A 20249-nucleotide genomic window follows, 5' to 3' on the forward strand; every position below is an offset into this window, starting at 1 on the left:
TTCCACGGACGGTGACCACGTAACAACGTCTGGTCAGACTTCCGGGTATGAGCGAACCGAGAAATGCCGCCGACGGGGGCGGACACGCGTCTCCCGGCCCGCGTCCCCGCCGGCCGGATTCCCGGCACCCGGATCCCCGTCACCCGCATCCCGGCCACCCACATCCGCACCACCACGGCGTTCGATCGTGGCGGCGGGAGATCGCGGAGCTGGCCGCGCTCTTCCTCGCCGTCGGCCTCGCCCACGTGCTCACCACCCTGCTCGGCCACCGGGACCCCGGCCCGGTGGTCCTCGTCGGCCTCGGCCTGGCGCTGATCCTCGGCTCGGCCGCGCACAGGCGGCTGTCGTCGTCGGGAGGCCTGAGGCCGCGCGTCCACGCCGGGGCCGGGCAGCCCACGAGCCTGTGGCGGGTGCGGGCCAGGGTCGCCGAGCGCCCCGGCCGCCTCGCCGCGCTCGCGGGGGCCTTCGCCCGGCTGCGCTGCAACATCCTCGCCCTGCAGATCGCGCCCGCGGGCAGTGCGGCGATGACACCGGGAGGCTCCGACGCCCTGGACGAGTTCATCGTCGAGGCCCCGGCCACGCTCACGCCCCTCGATTTGTGGCGCGCGGTCGACCGGGCGGGCGGAGCGGACGCCGTGATCGTCCCCGCCCAGGTCAGGGACCTCATCGATCCCGGCATCCAGGCGCTGCTGCTGGCTCAGCGCGTACGCGACGACCCGGGCGAGCTGGTCGCCGCCATGACCGAGCTGCTGCGCACGGCCGAGGTCCGGTGGCGCGGCCCCGGCGAGCCGGACCCCGAGGGAGGACCGACCGTGATGACCGTTGCCGTGGACACCGGGGGTGTCCTGGTGGCGCGGCGGCCCGGCCTGCCGTTCACGCCGACCGAGACGGCCCGGGCCGCCGCCCTGGCGGCGGCGGCCCGGCATCGGCAGTGGGCGGACGACTGATCGATCCTCAGCCCGCGGTCTCCAGCCGGGTGAGCTCCTCGGGCGACAGCTCCAGGTCGACCGCCTTGACCGAGTCGAGGATCGTCTCCGGCCGCGACGAGCCGGGGATGGGGATGACCACCGGCGCCTTGGCCAGCATCCAGGCCAGGCACACCTGCTGCGGGCTCACGTTGTGGGCCCGCGCCACCTCCGCGAAGGGCGCGAAGCGCGAGCCCAGTTCACCTGCTCTGGAGATGCCGCCGAGCGGGCTCCAGGGCAGGAACGCGATGCCCAGCTCCGCGCACAGCTCGAGCTCCGGCTCGCTGGAGCGGAAGGCCGGGGAGAACTGGTTCTGCACGCTGACCAGACGGCCGCCGAGGATGTCGCCCGCCTGGCGGATCTGCTCGGGGTTCGCGTTCGAGATGCCGGCGTAGCGGATCTTGCCCGCGTCCAGCAGGTCGCGGATCGCCCCGACCGAGTCCTCGTACGGCACCCGCGGGTCGGGCCGGTGGAACTGGTAGAGGCCGATCGCGTCGACGCCGAGCCGCTTGAGCGAGGCCTCGCAGGCCTGCTTGAGGTGGTGGGGCGAGCCGTCGAGCGTCCACGAGCCGTCACCCGGGCGCAGGTGCCCGCCCTTGGTGGCGACCAGCACGTCCGAGGCGTCCCCGCCGTAGCTCGCCAGGGCCTTGGCGATCAGCGACTCGTTGTGGCCCACCTCGTCAGCGTGCAGGTGATAGGCGTCGGCCGTGTCGATCAGCGTCACCCCGGCGTCCAGCGCCGCGTGGATGGTCGCGATGGAGCGCTGCTCGTCGGGCCGCCCCTCGATGGACATCGGCATGCCCCCGAGACCGATCGCGCCGACCTGCACGTCGCCGATGCGGCGAGTCCGCATGGAAAGTCCTCCTTCGAGTACACAGATCAGAGTCTTTGTCCTATCCTGCGGGCCCGACATCATGCCGTCCAACAGAGGATCGCGCCGTGCGGGATGCCGCGGCCCCTCCAGCCCGGCCGCTACGAACCCAGGGCGTCTTCGTCTTGCCCAAATCAGTCAAATCATTACATAGTTCTCTGTACGCCCTATCGGCCCTCTGGTGCCCGGGCTACTCGGAAACCATCGACGGCAAAGGCGGCCCCATGAGCGTTCACGTCCACGTCCGCCTCAACGACGGTTACGCCGTCAGCGAGGACGGGCAGCTGCTGGAGCTGAGCAGCTGCCACTGCGGCGCCTCCTGGGAGACGACCTACCGGGTGGACGAGGGCGAGCCCGAGAGCATCTGACCCACCGGAACACCGGCCGCCCGCATCCGGGCTGCTCGGGGACACGGGCGGCTCGGACCCCGAAGCTTCCCCGTCTGGGCGGCGCTGCCGGCGGGCGCGGTCATGGCACTGACCCGGGTGGCCGTGCCGATGTTCCGCTTCACACCGACCAGCGCCGGCGATGACCGCCTGAAGGCGTGCTCACCGACCACCGCGGACGATGACCGCTTGAAAGGCGTGCTCACCGACCGCCGCGGGCGATGCTTTCCAGCAAAGCGGTGTGCGTCCGCCGGTCGGCCGCCACGACCAGTCCGCCCGCGCCGGTGTGCAGCGGCTCGCCCCGGATGCCGGTCACCACACACCCGGCGGCCTCGCACAGCGCGATCCCGCTCGCGAAGTGCACGCTGTCGCGCAGATGACCGTCGGTGACGTAGGCGGCGCGGCGTCCGGCGGCGACCCACGTCACCGCGAGAGTGGTGGAGACGACTCGCGGGCGGAAGCGCTCGGCGAAACCCGGGTCGGCGAGGAGGCGGGCGGCCCGGAAAGCCGGCGCGTTCGGGAACGGCGGATCGAGGTTGACGTCCACCAGTCGCGAGTCCGCCGACGGCGTGAGCCGTTCGTCCACGCCTTCGCGGCGGACGTACGTGTGAACGCCGTCCGTCCAGAACACCTCACCGGCGAACGGATCGGCGCAGGCCGCCGCCGTGACCGCCGGGCCGATGCGCAGGGCGACGTTCACCGCGACGAGCATGCTGCGGGCGGCGTAGTTCAGCGTGCCGCACAGGGGATCGACCAGCCACATCCGCTCCGCGCCGTCCCGCCCGGTGCGTCCGCTCTCCTCCCCCGTCACGGCGTCGTCCGGACGCGCCGCGCGGATGACGTCGAGGATGGCCTTCTCCGCTTCGATGTCCGCGGCCGTGGCGAAGTCGCCCGCGGACTTCGCGACGCGGGTCAGCGACGCTCCGTACATGGCGCGCACGACGGCGGCTCCGGCCTGCGCCGCCGTCAGGGCCAGTTCCTCGTCCGTGATCGACATGCGAACAGGACTATCACGCCCCCGACTAGGCTGATCCAGAAGTTTCCTCTGTTCTGGTGCTGGAGCCGCTCATGTCCCCCGCCTCGCCGGATGTCGCCCTCGCCCGCCGTCACTCACTCGCGGACCTGCTCCGGCGCTCGGCCCGGCGCCACCCCGGCCGCCTGGCCGTGGCGGACGCGGCCCAATCCCGAACCGCCCAATCCCGAACCGCCCACTCCCGAACGGCCCGGTCCCGTACGTACGGCGAGCTCGACGAGGACGTGACACGGGTGGCGGGCGCGCTGGCCGCCCGCGGAGTGCGTCCCGGAGACCGCGTGGCGGTGCTGTCGCGCAACAGCGTGGACTACGTGCGGACCATCTTCGGCGTGGCCCGCGCCGGGGCCGTCCTCGTGCCGGTCAACTTCATGCTCGGGGCCGACGAGATCGCCTACGTGCTGTCCCACTCCGGCGCGGTCGCGCTGATCGCTCAGGACGCGCTGCTGCCCGTGGCGCGGGACGCGGCCGAGCAGACCGGCGGGCTGCGGCTGCGCATGGTGTACGGCACGGCGCCGGGCGAGGGCTGGGAGCCGTTCGACGCCCTGCTTCAGGAGGACGTGGCCGAGCCGGTCGTGCCGATCGGGCCCGACGATCCCGCGCAGATCCTCTACACCTCGGGAACGGAGTTCCGCCCGAAGGGCGCGGTGCTGTCCCACGCCGCACTGATCGCGCAGTACGCGAGCTGCGTCATCGACGGCGGCATGACCCGCGACGACGTCGAGCTGCACGCGATGCCGTTGTTCCACTGCGCCCAGCAGCACTGCTTCCTGGTGCCGGACATCCAGCTCGGCGCCTCCAGCCACATCCTCCCCGGGGCCGACCCCGCCGCCGTGCTGGAGGCGATCGAGCGCCACGGGGTGACCAAGTTCTTCGCGCCGCCCACGGTCTGGATCTCGCTGCTGCGCCACCCGGACTTCGACCGGCGCGACCTGTCCTCGCTGCGCAAGGGCTACTACGGCGCGGCGATCATGCCGGTCGAGGTGCTGAGGGAGATCGGCGAGCGGCTGCCGGACGTGCGCCTGTGGAACTTCTACGGCCAGACCGAGATGGCGCCGGTCGCGGTGATGCTCCAGCCGGAGGACCAGATCCGCAAGGCGGGCTCGGCAGGCCGGGCCGCCCTGAACGTCGAGACCCGGGTCGTGGACGCCGACGGCGACGACGTCCCTGCCGGGGAGATCGGCGAGATCGTGCATCGCAGCCCGCACGCGATCCTCGGCTATCTGGACGACCCCGGGAAGACCGCCGAGGCGTTCCGCGGCGGCTGGTTCCACTCCGGCGACCTCGGGGTGATGGACGAGGAGGGCTACCTGACGGTCGTCGACCGGATCAAGGACATGATCAAAACCGGCGGGGAGAACGTCGCCAGCCGCGAGGTGGAGGAGGTCGTCTACGAGCACCCCGCGGTCGCGGAGGTGGCCGTCGTCGGGGTCCGCCACCCGAGCTGGATCGAGGCCGTCGTCGCGATCGTGGTGACCAAGCCGGGCGTGAGCGTCACCGAGGAGGAGCTGCGGGCCCACGTCCGGGCGCGGCTCGCCGCGTTCAAGGTGCCCAAGGCCGTCGCGTTCGTGGACGCGCTGCCGAAGAACCCGAGCGGCAAGATCCTCAAGCGTGAGCTCCGGGACCGCCACGCCGCCCTCGCCGACCGCATCCCCGGCACCCGCTGAGCCGTCGCGCCCTGTGAACAGGCCCTGTGAACGGGCTCTGTGAACGGGCCCTGTGAAACCGTCGCGGGAGATCGGCCGTACGGTCAGGAGGGGTAGCCGTAGCGGCCGTGGAGGCGGACGAAGCGGGCCAGCGTGAGGACCTGGCGCGGTTCGAGTCCGATGACGGTGCGCTCGAACAGCACGACCTCCTCCCGCCCGCCGCTGCCGATCGGCTGCACGAGACGGCCGCCGAGCCGCAACTGCTCGACCAGGGGCGCGGGAACCGTGGGAAAGGCGGCCGAGACGATGACGGCGTCGTAGGGCGCGTGCTCGGCCACCCCCTGGCCGCCGTCGCCGACGAGCACCTCGGCGTTGCGGATGCCCTGCCTGGCGAGGTTGCGCCGGGCCCCCCGCACGAGGTCGGGCCACAGCTCGACGCTGACCACGTCGGCGGCCATGCGGGCGAGCAGCGCGGTCTGGTACCCGAGGCCGCTGCCGACCTCCAGCACGTGTTCCCGGCCGGTGAGTCCCAGTCCCTCGATCATCGTCGCCGACAGCGACGGCTGGGTGGTCACCTGCCCGTGCGCGATGGGGATCGGCACGTCCTCGTACGCGTGGGCGACGTGCTCGACGGGGACGAAACCGGCCCGCGGAGTCGAGCGCACGGCCTGGACCAGGCGCTCGTCGCGGACGCCCGCCGCCCGGACGGCCCGGACGAGGTCCTCGGGACAGGCGGCTGCGGTCACGTTCACCACACTCACGTTCGACGGCGGCGCCGTCCCCCGCAGGCGGCCCGCTCACCCCGGGTGATGCCCCCTCAGCCGCGCCGGAACCTCGGCGACGGCTCAGTCCGCGTCGGCCGCGAAGGTCACCTCGGCCGTGGGGACGGTCCCCGCACGGCGGCCGGGGGCGCTCTGCCACTGCCAGTAGAGGTTCGTGTGCGCGATCACCTGTTCCGGGGCCGGCGCTCCGTATGCGGTGAGGTCCTCGGTGGTGTGCGCGTCGCCGACCAGCGTCACGTCGTACCCCCGGACGAAGGCTCCGTGGAGGGTCGAGCGAACGCACGCGTCCGTCTGGGCGCCGGTGACGACGAGCCTGCCCACCCCGCGCTCGGCGAGCAGCGCCTCCAGGCCGGTGTCCTCGAACGAGTCGCCGTACCTCTTGTGGACGAGCGGCTCCTCGTCACGGCGGACCAGCTCCGCCACGTAGCGCCAGTTCTCACTGCCCCACTGGAGCTCGTGGTCGTTGGAGTGCTGCACCCAGATCACCGGCACGTCCTCCGCGCGCGCCTTGCCGACCAGGGTGCCGATGTTCGCGATCACCGTGTCGCGAGCGGGGGCGCCTGCCACCACTCCGTTCTGGACATCGATGACCAGCAGGGCGGTGTTCGGGCGATCGGTAAGGGTCGTCATCGGGTTCCCGTTCTCGTCGCGGATCCTGTGCCGCCCCACCCTAGAACCGCCCACCGACAAACTTCGGCCCGCGTACGAGCACCCCAAATTGGAGTGATAAATACCGATTTGCTAGCGTCGATGTGTGCGGTTGACGAAGTTCACGGACCTGGCCCTCCGTGTCACCATGCGCCTGGCGGTCCTGGAACCGGGGGCGTCGCTCACCACCCGCCAGGTGGCCGAGGCGATGGCGATCCCCTACAACCACACCGCCAAGGCCATCGCCCGCCTGCAGCATCTCGGCGTCGTGGAGGCCCGCCGGGGGCGCGGGGGCGGCCTGGAGCTGACCGGGTTCGGCCGTACGGCCTCGATCGGCTGGCTGGTCCGCGAGCTGGAAGGAGAGGAGGAGGTCGTGACCTGCGAGGGGGAGACCCCCTGCCCGTTGCGGGCCGCCTGCAGCCTTCGCGGCGCGCTGCGTGCGGCGCAGCAGGCCTTCTACGCCTCCCTCGACCCGATCACCGTGGACCAGCTGGTCTCCTCGCCGTCGAGGCCGGTGCTGCTCACTCTCACCTGAACTTCGCAAACAGGAAGAGACCCCACGTCCACGGCGTTAAATTTGCATTATAGATACCGATTTGGAGGATCCTGTGCTCTCCCCGCAGTCGGCCACGACCGTCCGCGCCACCCTGCCCGTGATCGCGGGCGCGATCACGGAAATCACCGCCCGCTTCTACGACACGTTGTTCGCCGACAACCCCGAGCTGCTGCGCGACCTGTTCAACCGGGGCAACCAGGCCAACGGCGAGCAGCGCGTGGCGCTGGCGGGCTCGATCGCCGCGTTCGCGACCGCGCTGGTGGAGCGCCCCGGCGAGCTGCCCGGCACGATGCTGTCCAGGATCGCCAACAAGCACGCCTCCCTCGGCGTCACCGAGGAGCAGTACGCCGTGGTGCACAAGTATCTGTTCGGCGCGATCGGCGAGGTGCTGGGCGACGCCGTCACGCCCGAGGTCGGCCAGGCGTGGGACGAGGTCTACTGGCTCATGGCCGAGACGCTGATCGGCCTGGAGCGCGACCTCTACCGCGAGGCGGGCCAGGGCTGGATCCACGCCACGGTGATCGAGCGGCGCGACGAGACGGCGGACGTGGTCTCCCTACTCCTGCGCCCGTACACCCCGATGTCCTTCCTGCCGGGGCAGTACGTCAGCGTCCAGGTGACGCTGCCCGACGGGGCGCGGCAGATCCGGCAGTACAGCCTGTCGAATGCCCCCGAGCGCGGCGACTGGCGGATCACGGTGAAGCGGGTGCGCGGCGAGGGCGCCCCCGAGGGCGAGGTCTCCGCCTGGCTGCACGACCATGTCCGGGCCGGTGACGTGCTCGCGGTCTCCGCGCCCTTCGGCGACCTGACCCTGCCCGGAGGCGACGGCCCGCTGCTGCTCGCCTCGGCGGGGATCGGGGTCACCCCGGTGCTGTCGATGCTCGATCATCTCGCCGCCACCGGGTCGGACCGGCGAGTGGTGGTCGTGCACGCCGATCGCTCCCCCGAGGCCCACGTGCACCGCGAGGAACTCGCGGACCTGGTCGCGGCGCTGCCCGGCGCCACCCTGCACCAGTGGTACGAGGAGCTGCCCGCGCGGCTCGCTGACGACCCGGCCGTCGCCGCGGGCCGGGCCGACCTGTCGGCGATCGACCTGCCCGGTGACCTGCCCGGCGACGTCGTGGCCTGCCTCTGCGGGCCGCTGCCGTTCATGCGGGCCGTACGCGCGCAGCTGGTCGAGCGCGGTGTGCCCGCCTCCGGCGTCCACTACGAGGTGTTCGGCCCGGACCTGTGGATCGCGGCCGCCTGATCGGGCGACCGGCCCGCCGCTCGCCCGCGGCGGGCCGTCTCCGCCGCCCGGCGCGGCCCGGTCAGCGCAGCAGGCCGACGCCGGCGTAGCCGTCCACGCCGGGAATCCTCGGCAGCTTCGGCTCGTCGGGCTCGGGACGCCACTCCTCGGTCACGACAAGGCCCGGCTTCACCAGCTCGAACCCGTCGAAGAACCGCAGCAGTTCGGCGTGGGTCCGCGGGGTGACCGCCCCGGCGGAGGTGTTCTTGTACAGCTCGCGTCCCTCGCGGATCTTCTCCTCGTCGAGGTCGCCGTACGACAGGTGGCTGATGGCCATCGCGCTGCCGGGGGCCAGCCGGTCGCGCAGCGCGGCGACGACGCGCTCGGCGTCCTCGGTGCCGGGGACGAAGTGCAGCACGGCCACCATGAGCAGGCCCACCGGCTTGCCGAAGTCGATGTGCTCGTTGATCCGGGGGTCGTCGAGGATCGCCTCGGGCTCGCGCAGGTCGCCGTCCACGACGATCGTCTGCCCGTTGTCGGCCAGCAGGGCCCTGCCGTGGGCGAGCACGATCGGGTCGTTGTCGACGTAGACGACCCGCGAGTCCGGAGCTTCGCGGAGCGCGACCTGGTGGACGTTCTCCTGCGTCGGCAGCCCGGCGCCGATGTCGAGGAACTGGCGGATGCCCTCCCGGGCCATGAGGGTGACCGCCCGGCGGATGAAGCGCCTGTTGGTCTGCACACCCTCTCGCGCGTTCGGAGTCAGCTCGATGAGCTTCTCGGCCGCCGCCCGGTCGACGGCGAAGTTGTCCTTGCCGCCGAGGAGGTAGTCGTAGATCCGGGCGACGCTCGGAACCGTCACATCGATTCCCGGCGGACCCTGCTCCATGTTCATCTGTCCTGCCCTGGTGCGCTCGTACGTTGATCACAACGTAGCTGATTAATCGGGATTCGGCGCACCAAAGGGGGAATTGACCGGCATACTCCACGCACACCGGTCAACTCGGTCACCGCGTCGGTTCCGGCCCTCAGTCTCCCGCCGGACGATCACCCCTGGGAGTGCCGGCGACCAGGATGTCGACCGGCTCGGTGGTGACGGGACTGGCGGTGACAGGGGCCGTGACGACCGGATCGGCGATGAAGTCGCGCATCCAGTGGAAGCTGGCCTTCGGCGTGCGCTCCTGGGTGGCGTAGTCCACGTGCACCAGGCCGAACCTGGCGGAGTAGCCCCGCGCCCACTCGAAGTTGTCCATCAGCGACCAGCAGAAGTAGCCCCGCACGTCCGCGCCCGCCGTCATCGCGTCGTGGGTCGCGGCCAGGTGGTCGCGCAGGTAGTCGACGCGCCCGGCGTCCTCGAGCGCGCCGTCGTCGCCGTACCCGTTCTCCGTGATGTAGACGGGCGGCAGGTCCGGATAGCGGGAGGTCAGCCCGACCAGGGTCTCGTACAGCCCCTCGGGCTCCACCACCCAGCCCAGCCCGCTGGTGCGCGCGTGCTCCGGCGTCACGGTCCGCGCGCCCAGGTCGAACGCCGAGCGCCGGGCCGGGTCGGGCTCGTCGTACGGCGCAGCCTCCACGTGCAGGCGGTAGTAGTAGTTCACCCCGAGGAAGTCCACCGGCGTGCCGATGATCTCCAGGTCTCCGTCCCGGCGGAAGGAGAAGTCGGTGATCCGGCCGAACGTCTCGGCCATGTCGGCGGCGTAGCCCCCGCCGAAGAGCGGCTCGGTGAACTGCCGGTTGACCAGCAGGTCCATCCGGCGCGCGGCCTGGACGTCCTGAGGCACGGCGGTCACCGGCACCGTCGGCGACATGTTGAGCGTCACCCCGACCTGCTGACCCGGCCTGGCCATCTCGCGCAGACGCGCGACGGCCAGGCCGTGACCGAGCAGCAGGTGGTGCGCCGCGGCCAGCGCGCCGTGCCCCTCCGTGGCGCCCGGCGCGTGCCGGCCCTCGCCGTAGCCGACGATGGCCGAGCAGTACGGCTCGTTCAGCGTGATCCAGTTCGAGACCGACTCGCCGAGGGCGTCGTACATCACCTCGGCGTAGTCGGCGAAGCGCTCGGCGGTGTCGCGGACCCGCCAGCCCCCGCGGTCCTCCAGCGCCTGGGGCAGGTCCCAGTGATAGAGGGTCACATAGGGCTCTATGCCGCCCTCGCGCAGGGCGTCCACGAGCCGCCGGTAGAAGTCCAGCCCGCGCCGGTTCACCGGTCCGCGGCCGTCGGGCAGCACCCTGGGCCATGCCACAGAGAATCGGTAGGCCCCCGCCCCCAGGTCCTTCATGAGATCGACATCCCCTTGCCAGCGGTGATAGTGGTCGCAGGCGAACTCGCCCGACTCGCCCCGTGCCACCGCGCCGGGCACCCGGCAGAAGGTGTCCCAAATCGAGGGCCCCCGGCCGTCGATGTCGACGGCCCCCTCGATCTGGTACGCCGCGGTGGCCGTGCCCCACACGAAGCCGGCGGGGAAGGTCCGCGGCATCGCGAGGCGTTCGTCGGTCGCCGTCATTCCCTGTTCACTCCAGGTTCCGTGCCCGCTCGGATGAACAGCCCGGACACGGCGGCAGGCCGTACGGGCGATGGGCCGTCCCCCGGCAGCCGCGGGACCCGCCGAGCCGTACGGCGGGCACACACGCGGGCAGACGGAGTTCCGCAGCGGACACCTGAACTCCCTCGCAGGAGAAAAGGGAAGCGGCTGCGAGACACGACGGCGGCCGAGCCCGTGGCAACGAGAAAGCGCCGGCCGGTGCCCGTAATCACACAGAAGGAGACGGGTTGTTGTCAAGTCACGGAAACGTCACCGGAGGAAATTCCGATTATTGGTTGACGACACCGATAGGGGTTGCCTATTTTGGAGAAACCGGTTACATGAAACCGGTTACAGCGAGATGCGATAGCGTTTGATCCGTGGCAACGATCAGAGAGCTGGCGCGCCTGTGCGGCGTGTCTCCCGCGACCGTCTCCCGCGCGTTCAACAACCCGGAGGTTGTGAACGCGAAGACCAGGGAGCAGGTCCTGCGGACGGCGCGCCAGATCGGCTACCTGCCCAACGAGTCCGCCCGCACACTGGCCACCAAGAAGTCCTTCATGGTCGGCCTGGTGTGGGACACCGACCACCGCCGTCCCGGCTGGCGGCACCCGTTCTTCCAGGAGATCCTCATCGGCCTGAAGACGGCGCTCAGCGGGCGCGGATATCACCTGCTCATGCTGGCCACGAGCGGAGAGGGGACCGACGACGCCCACGTGCGCGCCGTGCGCAGGCACAACCTCGACGGCGTCGTCATGATCGACAGTGGCACCTGGGATCCCTCCCTGCGCCGGCTGGCCGAATCGGGCGTCCCCTGCGTCAGCCTCGACCGTCCCGTACAGGGCCCCCGCACCACCTACGTGACCTCGGACAACGTCGGCGGCGCCCGCCTGGCCGTACGGCACCTGCACGAGCGGGGACGGCGGGCGATCGCCACGATCACCGGCCCGGCGCACACGCGGCCGGGCGCCGAGCGCCTGCAGGGCTACCAGGACGAACTGACCCGGCTGGGGCTGCCGTACCGGCCCGAGTTCGTGGTCGAGGGCGACTTCTACCTGTCGGGCGGCCACGCCGCCATGCGCCGCCTGCTGGAGGCGGACGAGCGGCCCGACGCCGTGTTCGTCGCGGGCGACGAGATGGCCGTCGGCGCGCTGCGCGCGATCGGCGAGGCCGGCCTCAAGGTGCCCGAGGACATCGCCCTGGTCGGGTTCGACGACATCGAGGTGGCCGCGCTCGTGCCGCCGGGGCTGACCACCGTCGCCCAGGACATGGCCGGGTTCGGCACCGCCGCCGCGGAGGCGGTGGTCTCCATGATCGACGGCGCGGACGCCCCGCCGCCCCGGATCCTGCCGACCACGCTCGTCGTCCGCGGCTCCAGCACCACGTCACCCGAACTCTGATCGGATGCGAGCGCCGTTCGGGTAGCCGCCGCAGGCTCGCGCTCCCCGAATCGGGGCGGTGCGATACCGCGACAGCGATGCGACAGGCCTTCACCAGAAGCGGAAATCAGCGGAACATGAGGCGAAGCCGTCCCGCGAGCGCGGTGGAGAGAGCTCTGCAATTTCCCGCTCTCACAGGGACGGGCTGGCGTGCGGCCAGGAACCGGCAGCCGAAGAATGTGGAGCGCCGTGCTCCCGGAGGCGCTTATCGTGATGGGGCACCCATCACCCTTGATCCCCCGGGGGACTTCTGTGTCCGAGCAGTCCTGGCCTGTCCGCATTCGCGCCGACTTCGCGCAGCGCGTGCTGGACCTGCGGCACCAGCATCCCGGGGTTCTCGCCTCGCTGGACCAGCACATGACCGCCGTCAAGCACGCCATCGCGGAGCTGGGCGAGCGTGTCGGGCCCGCCTCCCTGCTCGCCTACCTGATCGGCTACTGGGACGGCGCCCGCGAGAAGGGCTGGCGGGCGCCCGGGCCGGACCAGCCGCTCGACTTCGCCGCCCTGCGCATGAGCGCCGTCTGCCTGATGCTCGACGTCGCCGAAGCCGCCTGACCTCCGCGCCGTTTGCCTTCCGGCACAGCGGCGGGGCGCCCCTCCCGAGAGAGGGACGCCCCGCGGCGAACTGTGACGAACAGCGGCGGACTCACCGGCGCGGCGACGGAGGCTCCTCCGGGGGATTCGGCCGGGAGGAGGTGGGCCGCGCCACCTCATCCGGCGCGTCCTGCGGCATCCGGTCACCCGCTCCCGCCGGAGGGACCGCGCTTGCCGGAGGGACCGCGCTTGCCGGAGGTACGGGGGTCGTCGGGGCGCCCGGAGCGGCCGGCGGGGTGCTCTCGGGATACGCGGGCCGGGCCACCGGCTCGCTCCCGATGTTCTGCTCGCCTGCGATGTTCTGTGCGCCCCCGGCGTTGTGCGGCTGGGCGGCGCCCTGCGGGTACGCCGTGGAGGGCGGCTGGGCGAAGGCTCCCACCCGCTGCTGCCGGGGCTGCTCGGCACGCCGTACGTCGACCGTCTCCATCGCGTCGGCGCGGCCCCTGCTGTAGGCCGCGGCCTGGGTGCGGATGGTGTCGGTCTCGGCCTCCGCCCGATTCAGCCAGTGCTCCCAGCGCTGCTGCATCGGCCGGACCAGGCCGCCGCCGACGCCCACGATGAGGATGCCGGCCAGGGTGGCCAGGATCGCGATCAGCACCGGAGTGGTGACGGTGGTCGCGACCTCGATCTGGTTGAGCGCGGCGATGACGCCGAGGCCGACGATGAACACCGACGCGATCGTGGCCAGCGCCCGGCCGTACGACAGGGAGCCCAGGGCCGCGGTGACGATGTCCTTGACGGCCCTGGCGATGGCGGTGGCGACCACGATGATGACGATCGCCACGGCGGCCTTGGGCAGCCACGCCACCACTCCGGCGAGCAGGTCGCTGACGGGGTTGGGCCCGAAGACGGAGAAGGCGATCTGCAGCGTGATCAGCAGGATCCCGTAGTAGACCAGTGTCGCGAGCAGGCCGGACGCGTCGTACTTGCCGCGTGCCAGCGCCCGCCCCGCCCAGCCGCGCTCGGCCCATCGGTCGAACCCGACGCGGTCGAGCACGGCGTCGACCGCCTTGCGCAGCGCCTTGGCGACCAGCCAGCCCACCGCGAGGACGACGACGAATGCGAGGAATTTGGGGACGAACGTGGCGACCGACGACCAGGCGTCAGCCACTCCTCTTCCCCAGTCGACCGGAGCGGCCATGGGTCCTCCTGTTCAGAGCCTTCCACGACGTACAGGACCCACGGCTACCCGGTGATCCACGCCCCATGCCCCCGAGAACGAATCCGGATCACGCGACTTCCGTATGGTGTACGGTACGCAATACGACAACGAGAGGGGCGTATTCGTGTACAAGCCGAGCGACGAGGAACTGAAGAGCGTCGAGGACTGGTTCGCCCAGTACGACGCGCTCGCCGAGCGGGGCGAGATCGAGAAGCTGGCCGGCCTCGCGGTCTTCCCGATGAACCTCGCCACCGACGTGCCGGGCGGCTTCGCCGCCGTTCGGCAGTGGACGCGCGAGGAGTACGTCGAGGCGATGCGGGAGGCCATGGGCGGCGGCACGGCGGGGCTCGGCATGGAATCGGTGCGGACGCCGCACTTTCTCAGCCCCAACCTCGTGTTCGTGGAGACCGTGGCGACGATGACGGTCGAGGGCCGGAGGGAGAGCATGCACTACGGCGATCTACTGGTACGCACCCCGGAGGGGTGGGCGTTCCAGACGATGGCACAGGGCGGCTGGGGCCACGGCTGGCCGCAGGCCACGCGCGGCTGACGCCGAGGGCCGTTCACCGGTTCGGTGGTGAGGACCCCCGCCCGCGCCGGGCGGGCGGGCGGCGTCCCCGGGGGCACTCGTCACGTTCGAGGGGGGCGATGTACCGCGTTCCGGGAAGTTGTATAGGCTTCCTATGTAAATTCGGTCCCGTCCGGAGGAACACCTGTGTCCGTCACCCCGAGCGCCGATCACTCCGAGGATTCGCACGCGGTCTCGGCCGTCCTGGACGACCTCGCGGTGCTCGCCGTAAGACGGCTGTCCACGCGTGAGATCAGCCTCACGGCCGCGACGACCCTGTCGTACCTGGACCGGAACGGCCCGGCACGGCTCAGCGCGCTCGCCGCGGAGCAGGGCGTCACCCAGCCGTCGATGACCCAGCTCGTGCAGCGCCTGGAACGCGAAGGACTGGTGAGCCGCGGCGTCGACGCTCAGGACGGCCGGGCGGTGCTGGTCGGCGTCACCGACGCGGGCCGCGCGCTGCTGGCCGAACGGCGCCGCCGGCGCAGAGAGCGGCTCGACGAGATGCTCGGCACGCTGCCCCCCGGCGAACTGCGCGAGCTGACGCGGGTCGCCGGCGAGTTCCTCCCCCTGCTCCGGCGTCTCCTCCAGAGCGCGCCCCAGGAGTAGGGGCCGGTCGGCTCCCCCTCGCTACTACCAGGAGGTCCGGTGAGCTCTGCTCATGCCCCCGTCTCCAATCCCTTCAAGCAGCCGAAGGCGGTCTGGGCCGTCGCCTTCGCCTGCGTGATCTCCTTCATGGGGATCGGGCTGGTGGACCCGATCCTGCCGGCCCTCAGCGAGAAGCTGCACGCCACGCCCAGCCAGGTGTCGCTGCTGTTCACGAGCTACCTGGTCGTCACCGCGGTGGCCATGCTGATCACCGGGTGGGTCTCCAGCCGGATCGGCGCCAAGCGCACGCTCATCGCGGGTCTCGCCCTGATCGTGGTGTTCGCCGCGCTGGCCGGCGCGTCCGGCGGGATCGGCGGCATCGTCGGCTTCCGCGCCGGCTGGGGCCTCGGCAACGCCCTGTTCATCGCCACCTCACTCGCCGTCATCGTCGCGTCCAGCAGCGGCGGCTTCGCCGGGGCGATCATCCTGTACGAGACCGCGCTCGGCGTCGGCATCGCGGTCGGCCCGCTGCTCGGCGGCACCCTCGGCGGCATCAGCTGGCGCGGCCCGTTCTACGGCGTGGCCGTCCTGATGGCGATCGCCCTGATCGCCACCGTGGTCCTGGTCCGTCCCCTGCCCACGCCGGCGAGGAGGACCGGCGTCGCCGACCCGATCAAGGCCCTGCGCCACCGCGGTCTGCTCATCCTGGGCCTGACCGCGCTCTGCTACAACTGGGGCTTCTTCACGGTGCTGGGCTACGCGCCGTACCCGATGGAGCTCGACGAGCACCAGCTCGGCCTCGTCTTCACCGCCTGGGGAATCCTCGTCGCGATCTTCTCGGTCTTCGGTGCCCCGCAGTTGCAGGCCCGCTTCGGCATCGCCCGCACGCTGTACGCCAACCTGGTGCTGTTCAGCCTCGACATCCTGATGATCGCGTTGTTCACCGGCAACCGGGTCGTCGTGATCTGCGGCGTGATCGTGGCCGGGGTCTTCATCGGCGTCAACAACACCGTCACCACTCAGGCGGTCATGACCGTCTCCCCCGTGGAGCGGCCGGTCGCCTCCGCGGCGTACGGCTTCATCCGCTTCATCGGCGGCGGCCTCGCGCCCTTCGTCGCGGGCAAGCTTGCCGAGCACTTCGACAGTCAGCACGCGCCTTTCTACATGGGCGCCGCCGCCGTGCTCCTCGGCGCGGTGATCCTCACCGCCGCGCACCGGCAGCTCGGCGAGGCCGAGCGCGCGCAGGCGGCCGAGATGGCCGCCGCCGACCCGGCCACGGCGCGGCGGGAGGAACTGGAGGAGGAGGCCATGGCCGAGGACGTCGGCTCGGCCACCTGATCGACGCGCCGGACGCGGAAGCGGCGGCGGCCCCCGTCGCCGCTCCCGGCACGCGGGCACCACCCGTGCGGATCTCCCGATGTTTGCCGCCGGCGCGGGAATGGCTTGGCCCGCCCGGTTGTGGTTACTCATGTCTCGGCTGGTCGTGGCCTTCAGAAGTGAGGGGATGCGGTCGGCCGCAACGACGGGAGTACCGAATGGGTCCCGAAGTTCCCCCCGCTTTCGCGTCCGGGCACGAGCCACCCCGGCAGGAAGCACCCCACGGCGGAGCCGCCGCGAGCCCGTGGACCGGACTGACGCGGATCACCGCGTGCGGTGAGATCGACATGTGCACGGCCGGCCGCCTCCACGGAGGCGTTCTCGACGTCCTGCGGCGGCAGCGGCCGGGCCGCATCGAGATCGACCTCGCGGGAGTCACCTTCCTCGACGCGTCCGGCGTACGCGAGCTGCTCAAAAGCCGGGCTGCCGCGGCCAAGGTGGGATGCCGGCTCACGGTGGTCGAGCCGGGCCGCATGGCCCGCAGAATCCTGGAGATCGTCGGCCTGCTCGAGACCAGCGCCGGGGCAGCGGAATTTCCGGGCACCTTGGGGCTCGGTTGCGCGAGGCCTCGTCAGAGCCTGGTGAGCAGGTCGGGGGTGAGCGCGGCGACGCCGGCGCACCCGGACAGCGCCAGGGTGAGATCGGTTTCCGCCAGGAGGCAGCGGATCACGTGCTCCACCCCCGCCTGGCCGTCCAGGCCCAGTCCGTACGCGTACGGACGCCCGAGCAGCACGGTCCTCGCGCCGAGCGCGAGCGCCTTGACGACGTCGTCCCCGGTGCGGACGCCGCCGTCGAACAGCACGGTCAGCCGGTCGGCCACGGCGTCGGCGACGGCCGGCAGGGCGTCGGCCGCCCCGATCGAGCCGTTGACCTGGCGTCCGCCGTGGTTGGAGACGACGACGCCGTCCATTCCCGCGTCGGCGGCCAGGCGGGCGTCGTCGGGGTGCAGGACGCCCTTCAGCACGATCGGGCCGTCCCAGTGCTCGCGCAGCAGCGCGAGGTCGGGCCACGTCTTGCCCGGGTCGCCGAACATCCCCACGAAGTGCAGGACGGCGGCGTTCGGGTCCTCGTGCACGGGCCGGGCGAGCCCTGCCTGGAACGCCGGGTCGGTGAAGTAGTTGGCGGTGCCGACACCGCGCAGGAACGGCAGGTAGGCCTGGTCGAGGTCGCGGGGCCGCCAGGCCAGCAGCGGCGTGTCGAGGGTGACGACCAGCACGGTGAACCCCGCCGCCTTGGCCCGGGCGAGGAAGCTGAGGGTGACCTCGCGGTCCTTGCCCCAGTAGAGCTGGAACCACCGCTCGCCGTCCCCCATCGCCGCCGCCACGTCCTCCATCGGCGTGCTGGAGGCCGACGACAGGATGAAGGGCACGCCGATCCCGGCGGCCGCGCGGGCGGCGGCCCGCTCGGCCTCGGGATGCATGATCGACAACACGCCGATCGGCGCCAGCGCCAGCGGCGCGGGCAGCCTTCTGCCGAGCACGGTCACCGACATGTCACGTTCGCGCACGTCGCGGAGCATGCGCGGCACGATCCGCCAGCGGTCGAGCGCCTCACGGTTGGCGCGCTCGGTGCGCCCGCTGCCCGCGCTCCCGGCGACGTAGCCCACCGCGCCCGGGCCGAGCCTCCGCTCGGCCATCTCCTCAAGCCGGGTCAGGTCGGTCGGCAGCCGGGGCACGGTCCCCGTCATGCCGTTGAGATAGATCTCGTACTGGAAGTCCGCCCAGCTCATCGCGCTCGCCCTCGCTCCGCTTCCACCCGGCCACAGCCCCGGCGGCTCCTGGCGAACACATTATCGGGAACCGATCACCGGGCCTCGCGCGCCGTTCCCCACCACGACTTCGGCCGCCGACCGATCAGCGGGGGCCGGGGGCGTGACGGAAGAGGAACGGCCGGCTCTCCCGGCCCGGCACGACGAACCAGCACTCGCCGGTGCCCTCGCTCGCCAGCAGCGAGAAGAACGCGTCGACGACCGTCCCGACGTCGAGGATGGGGAACTTCATCTCGTCCAGCAGCGCCTTGATGTCGGTGTCCAGGATCGCGGTGTCCGCGAACGACGGGCACAGCGCCTGCACCCGGATGCCGAGGGGCTCCAGCTGCGGGCCGAGCGAGCGGACGAGGCCGACGACCGCGTGCTTGTTGGCCGCGTAGACGGGATCCTGCGCAATGCCCACGATCCCCGCCATGCTGGCGGTGACCACGATCACGCCTCCGGTCCGCATCGCCGGCAGCGCGGCGTGCACGCCGAAGACGACGCCGTCGAGGTTGACCCCCATCACGCGCCGGTAGCGGGCGAGATCGAAATCCTCGCCGAGCCCGAATCCCGAGGCGACGCCGGCGTTGAGGAAGGCGAGGTCGAGCCGCCCGTGCCGCTCGACGGCGAGCGCGACGGCGGCCTGGTTGTCCTCCAGTCGCGACACGTCCGTGCGGACGAAGGCGGCGCCGATCTCCTCGGCGGTGCGCGCACCGGCCTCGGCGTCGACGTCGGCCAGCACGACGTGCGCGCCGCGGGCGGCCAGGCGGCGGGCCACGCCCGCGCCGATGCCGCCCGCGCCTCCGGTGACGAGCACGACCTTGCCGGCGATGTCGTCGGTGTTCACAGGGGCAGCCCTCCCGTCGCGGCCCTGGTGGAGCCGGTGGCCCGATATGCCTCGATTGTTCGTTCCGCGATACGCATCTGGTGAATCTCGTCGGCGCCGTCGGCGAAACGGGCCCATCGCGCGTGCTGGAACATGTGCGCCAGCGGGGTGTCGGTGGAGTAGCCGAGCGCTCCGTGGACCTGGATGGCCCGGTCGACGATCCGGTTCAGACTGTTCGCGACGAAGTGCTTGGCCATCGAGACCTCGGTGCGGAAGTCCTCACCCTTGTCGATCTTCGATGCGGCGTGCAGCACCATGAGCTTGCACTGGTAGAGCTCCATGGCCGAGTCGGCGATCATCCACTGCACGCCCTGCTTGTCGGCGAGCAGGGACCCGTGGCTGAACCTGTCCAGCGCCCTGCCCACCATCATGTCGAGCGCCGTCTCCGCCTGCGATATCCACCGCATGCAGTGCGCCAGCCGGGCCGGGCCGAGACGGTGCTGGCCCAGCCGATGACCGTTGCCCCGCCCGCCGAGCACGGCGGCATCCGGCACGCGCAGGTCGGTGATGACGATCTCGCTGTGGCCGGTCGAGCCGTGCATGGTCTCGATCTCGCGTACGTCGTTCCAGCCGTCGGCGGGCAGGTCCACGAGGAAGGCCGTGTTGGCGCCCCGGGCGCCCTCGGGCAGGTCGAACTCGGTCTTCGCGATCAGGATGGCGAAACTCGCCCGGCGGGCGTTCGAGATGAACCACTTGTGCCCGTTGATCACCCATTCGTCGCCGTCCTTGACGGCGTGCGTACGGATAAGGGTCGGGTCGGAGCCGGCCACCTCGGGCTCGGTCATCGCGAAGCACGACATCTTCACCCCGTCGAGCAGCGGCCGCAGGTAACGCTCCTTCTGCTCGCCGGTGCCCCAGTGCAGCAACGTGTGCATGTTCCCCTCGTCGGGGGCCGCGCAGTTGAGCACCCAGGGGCCGAGCCTGGTCTTGGCCGCCTCGGCCTGCACCATCGCCAGTTCGACGTGGCCGAGGCCCATGCCGCCCCACTCCTCGGGCATGTGCGGCAGCCAGAGCCCTTCCGCCTTCGCCCTGCGGCGCAGGCCGACGATCGTGCGCAGGTACTCCTCACGGCTGAGGACCTTGTCCTCCGAGTCCTCGAACGGCCTGACCGCCGGGATCACGACCTCCTGGACGAACGTCCGCACCCGCGCGCGTATCTCCTCGTGCTCGGGGGCGAGCGTGAAATCGATGGCCATGATCCTCCTGCGGGCCCGCTAATGCGACTGACGTGTCAAATAATGCAATCGCCTGAAATAC

The 20249-nt window shown here is 71.5% G+C and carries 20 protein-coding genes and 1 pseudogene; 11 read left to right on the forward strand and 10 right to left on the reverse strand.

The genetic code is table 11. The features are described 5' to 3' along the window. Positions 1 to 47 precede the first annotated feature (47 nt). Complete coding sequence (locus ACQPZZ_RS31365; protein WP_432925020.1) at positions 48 to 947, forward strand: hypothetical protein; 900 nt, start codon at positions 48 to 50, stop codon at positions 945 to 947. 7 nt (positions 948 to 954) lie between these two features. On the opposite strand, the gene ACQPZZ_RS31370 is transcribed toward ACQPZZ_RS31365, so the two are convergent. After that, positions 955 to 1818 carry an aldo/keto reductase gene (locus ACQPZZ_RS31370; RefSeq protein WP_432925022.1) on the reverse strand — a complete coding sequence of 288 codons (864 nt, stop codon included), beginning with the start codon at positions 1816 to 1818 and terminating at the stop codon, positions 955 to 957. Between the two features lie 242 nt (positions 1819 to 2060). Between ACQPZZ_RS31370 and ACQPZZ_RS31375 the strand changes: the two genes are divergently transcribed. Then, the gene (locus ACQPZZ_RS31375; protein WP_363640588.1) at positions 2061 to 2204 is read left to right on the forward strand and encodes a hypothetical protein; all 144 of its coding nucleotides are present in this window, start codon (positions 2061 to 2063) and stop codon (positions 2202 to 2204) included. Positions 2205 to 2424: 220 nt separating this feature from the next. Here ACQPZZ_RS31375 and ACQPZZ_RS31380 read toward each other — a convergent pair whose 3' ends face one another. Further along, positions 2425 to 3219 (reverse strand): inositol monophosphatase family protein, encoded by a 795-nt coding sequence (locus ACQPZZ_RS31380; protein WP_432925024.1) that lies wholly within the window; start codon positions 3217 to 3219, stop codon positions 2425 to 2427. 71 nt (positions 3220 to 3290) lie between these two features. On the opposite strand from ACQPZZ_RS31380, the gene ACQPZZ_RS31385 reads away from it, so the two are divergent. Then, positions 3291 to 4919: a fatty acyl-CoA synthetase gene (locus ACQPZZ_RS31385; protein ID WP_432934613.1), complete on the forward strand. Its 1629-nt coding sequence runs from the start codon at positions 3291 to 3293 to the stop codon at positions 4917 to 4919. A gap of 83 nt (positions 4920 to 5002) precedes the next feature. Here ACQPZZ_RS31385 and ACQPZZ_RS31390 read toward each other — a convergent pair whose 3' ends face one another. Both ACQPZZ_RS31390 and ACQPZZ_RS31395 read right to left on the reverse strand, forming a co-directional pair. Next, positions 5003 to 5650, reverse strand: a complete 648-nt coding sequence (locus tag ACQPZZ_RS31390) for a protein-L-isoaspartate O-methyltransferase family protein (RefSeq protein WP_432925026.1) — start codon at positions 5648 to 5650, stop codon at positions 5003 to 5005. Between the two features lie 93 nt (positions 5651 to 5743). Then, positions 5744 to 6310 (reverse strand): isochorismatase family protein, encoded by a 567-nt coding sequence (locus ACQPZZ_RS31395; protein ID WP_432925028.1) that lies wholly within the window; start codon positions 6308 to 6310, stop codon positions 5744 to 5746. A 124-nt stretch (positions 6311 to 6434) separates the two neighbouring features. On the opposite strand from ACQPZZ_RS31395, the gene ACQPZZ_RS31400 reads away from it, so the two are divergent. Both ACQPZZ_RS31400 and ACQPZZ_RS31405 read left to right on the forward strand, forming a co-directional pair. Beyond that, positions 6435 to 6863 (forward strand): RrF2 family transcriptional regulator, encoded by a 429-nt coding sequence (locus ACQPZZ_RS31400; protein WP_432925030.1) that lies wholly within the window; start codon positions 6435 to 6437, stop codon positions 6861 to 6863. Between the two features lie 73 nt (positions 6864 to 6936). Further along, on the forward strand, positions 6937 to 8133 hold the full coding sequence (locus ACQPZZ_RS31405) for a globin domain-containing protein (RefSeq protein ID WP_432925032.1): 1197 nt from the start codon (positions 6937 to 6939) through the stop codon (positions 8131 to 8133). A 61-nt stretch (positions 8134 to 8194) separates the two neighbouring features. On the opposite strand, the gene ACQPZZ_RS31410 is transcribed toward ACQPZZ_RS31405, so the two are convergent. Together ACQPZZ_RS31410 and ACQPZZ_RS31415 are read right to left on the reverse strand one after the other, a co-directional pair. Next, positions 8195 to 9004 carry an SAM-dependent methyltransferase gene (locus ACQPZZ_RS31410; RefSeq protein WP_432925034.1) on the reverse strand — a complete coding sequence of 270 codons (810 nt, stop codon included), beginning with the start codon at positions 9002 to 9004 and terminating at the stop codon, positions 8195 to 8197. A 133-nt stretch (positions 9005 to 9137) separates the two neighbouring features. Continuing rightward, on the reverse strand, positions 9138 to 10610 hold the full coding sequence (locus tag ACQPZZ_RS31415; RefSeq protein ID WP_432925036.1) for a GH1 family beta-glucosidase: 1473 nt from the start codon (positions 10608 to 10610) through the stop codon (positions 9138 to 9140). Between the two features lie 398 nt (positions 10611 to 11008). On the opposite strand from ACQPZZ_RS31415, the gene ACQPZZ_RS31420 reads away from it, so the two are divergent. Continuing rightward, positions 11009 to 12028 carry a LacI family DNA-binding transcriptional regulator gene (locus ACQPZZ_RS31420; protein ID WP_363640573.1) on the forward strand — a complete coding sequence of 340 codons (1020 nt, stop codon included), beginning with the start codon at positions 11009 to 11011 and terminating at the stop codon, positions 12026 to 12028. Positions 12029 to 12319: 291 nt separating this feature from the next. Continuing rightward, positions 12320 to 12622, forward strand: a complete 303-nt coding sequence (locus ACQPZZ_RS31425) for a DUF6401 family natural product biosynthesis protein (RefSeq protein ID WP_432925039.1) — start codon at positions 12320 to 12322, stop codon at positions 12620 to 12622. Between the two features lie 91 nt (positions 12623 to 12713). On the opposite strand, the gene ACQPZZ_RS31430 is transcribed toward ACQPZZ_RS31425, so the two are convergent. Further along, a complete protein-coding gene (locus ACQPZZ_RS31430) occupies positions 12714 to 13802 on the reverse strand; it encodes a mechanosensitive ion channel family protein (protein ID WP_432925041.1) in 1089 nt (362 codons plus the stop codon). Positions 13803 to 13947: 145 nt separating this feature from the next. Between ACQPZZ_RS31430 and ACQPZZ_RS31435 the strand changes: the two genes are divergently transcribed. The 4 genes and pseudogenes from ACQPZZ_RS31435 to ACQPZZ_RS31450 form a co-directional block, all read left to right on the forward strand. Further along, positions 13948 to 14373: a nuclear transport factor 2 family protein gene (locus ACQPZZ_RS31435; RefSeq protein ID WP_432925043.1), complete on the forward strand. Its 426-nt coding sequence runs from the start codon at positions 13948 to 13950 to the stop codon at positions 14371 to 14373. 165 nt (positions 14374 to 14538) lie between these two features. After that, complete coding sequence (locus ACQPZZ_RS31440; RefSeq protein ID WP_363640565.1) at positions 14539 to 15000, forward strand: MarR family winged helix-turn-helix transcriptional regulator; 462 nt, start codon at positions 14539 to 14541, stop codon at positions 14998 to 15000. A 39-nt stretch (positions 15001 to 15039) separates the two neighbouring features. After that, positions 15040 to 16317, forward strand: coding sequence for an MFS transporter (locus tag ACQPZZ_RS31445; protein ID WP_432925045.1), 1278 nt, complete (start codon positions 15040 to 15042; stop codon positions 16315 to 16317). 197 nt (positions 16318 to 16514) lie between these two features. Continuing rightward, a pseudogene (locus tag ACQPZZ_RS31450) lies at positions 16515 to 16856 on the forward strand (STAS domain-containing protein); the annotation flags it as partial. A gap of 71 nt (positions 16857 to 16927) precedes the next feature. Here the strand turns inward: ACQPZZ_RS31450 and ACQPZZ_RS31455 are convergent. The 3 genes from ACQPZZ_RS31455 to ACQPZZ_RS31465 all read right to left on the reverse strand — a co-directional run bounded on the left by ACQPZZ_RS31455 (position 16928) and on the right by ACQPZZ_RS31465 (position 20188). After that, the gene (locus ACQPZZ_RS31455) at positions 16928 to 18085 is read right to left on the reverse strand and encodes a lactate 2-monooxygenase (RefSeq protein ID WP_432925047.1); all 1158 of its coding nucleotides are present in this window, start codon (positions 18083 to 18085) and stop codon (positions 16928 to 16930) included. Between the two features lie 124 nt (positions 18086 to 18209). Further along, on the reverse strand, positions 18210 to 18953 hold the full coding sequence (locus tag ACQPZZ_RS31460) for an SDR family NAD(P)-dependent oxidoreductase (protein WP_432925049.1): 744 nt from the start codon (positions 18951 to 18953) through the stop codon (positions 18210 to 18212). Then, positions 18950 to 20188 (reverse strand): acyl-CoA dehydrogenase family protein, encoded by a 1239-nt coding sequence (locus tag ACQPZZ_RS31465; protein ID WP_432925051.1) that lies wholly within the window; start codon positions 20186 to 20188, stop codon positions 18950 to 18952. The genes ACQPZZ_RS31460 and ACQPZZ_RS31465 overlap by 4 nt, the downstream gene beginning before the upstream one ends. Positions 20189 to 20249 lie beyond the last annotated feature (61 nt).

It is taken from the genome of Microbispora sp. CA-135349 (assembly GCF_050947365.1).
Taxonomy (GTDB): domain Bacteria; phylum Actinomycetota; class Actinomycetes; order Streptosporangiales; family Streptosporangiaceae; genus Microbispora.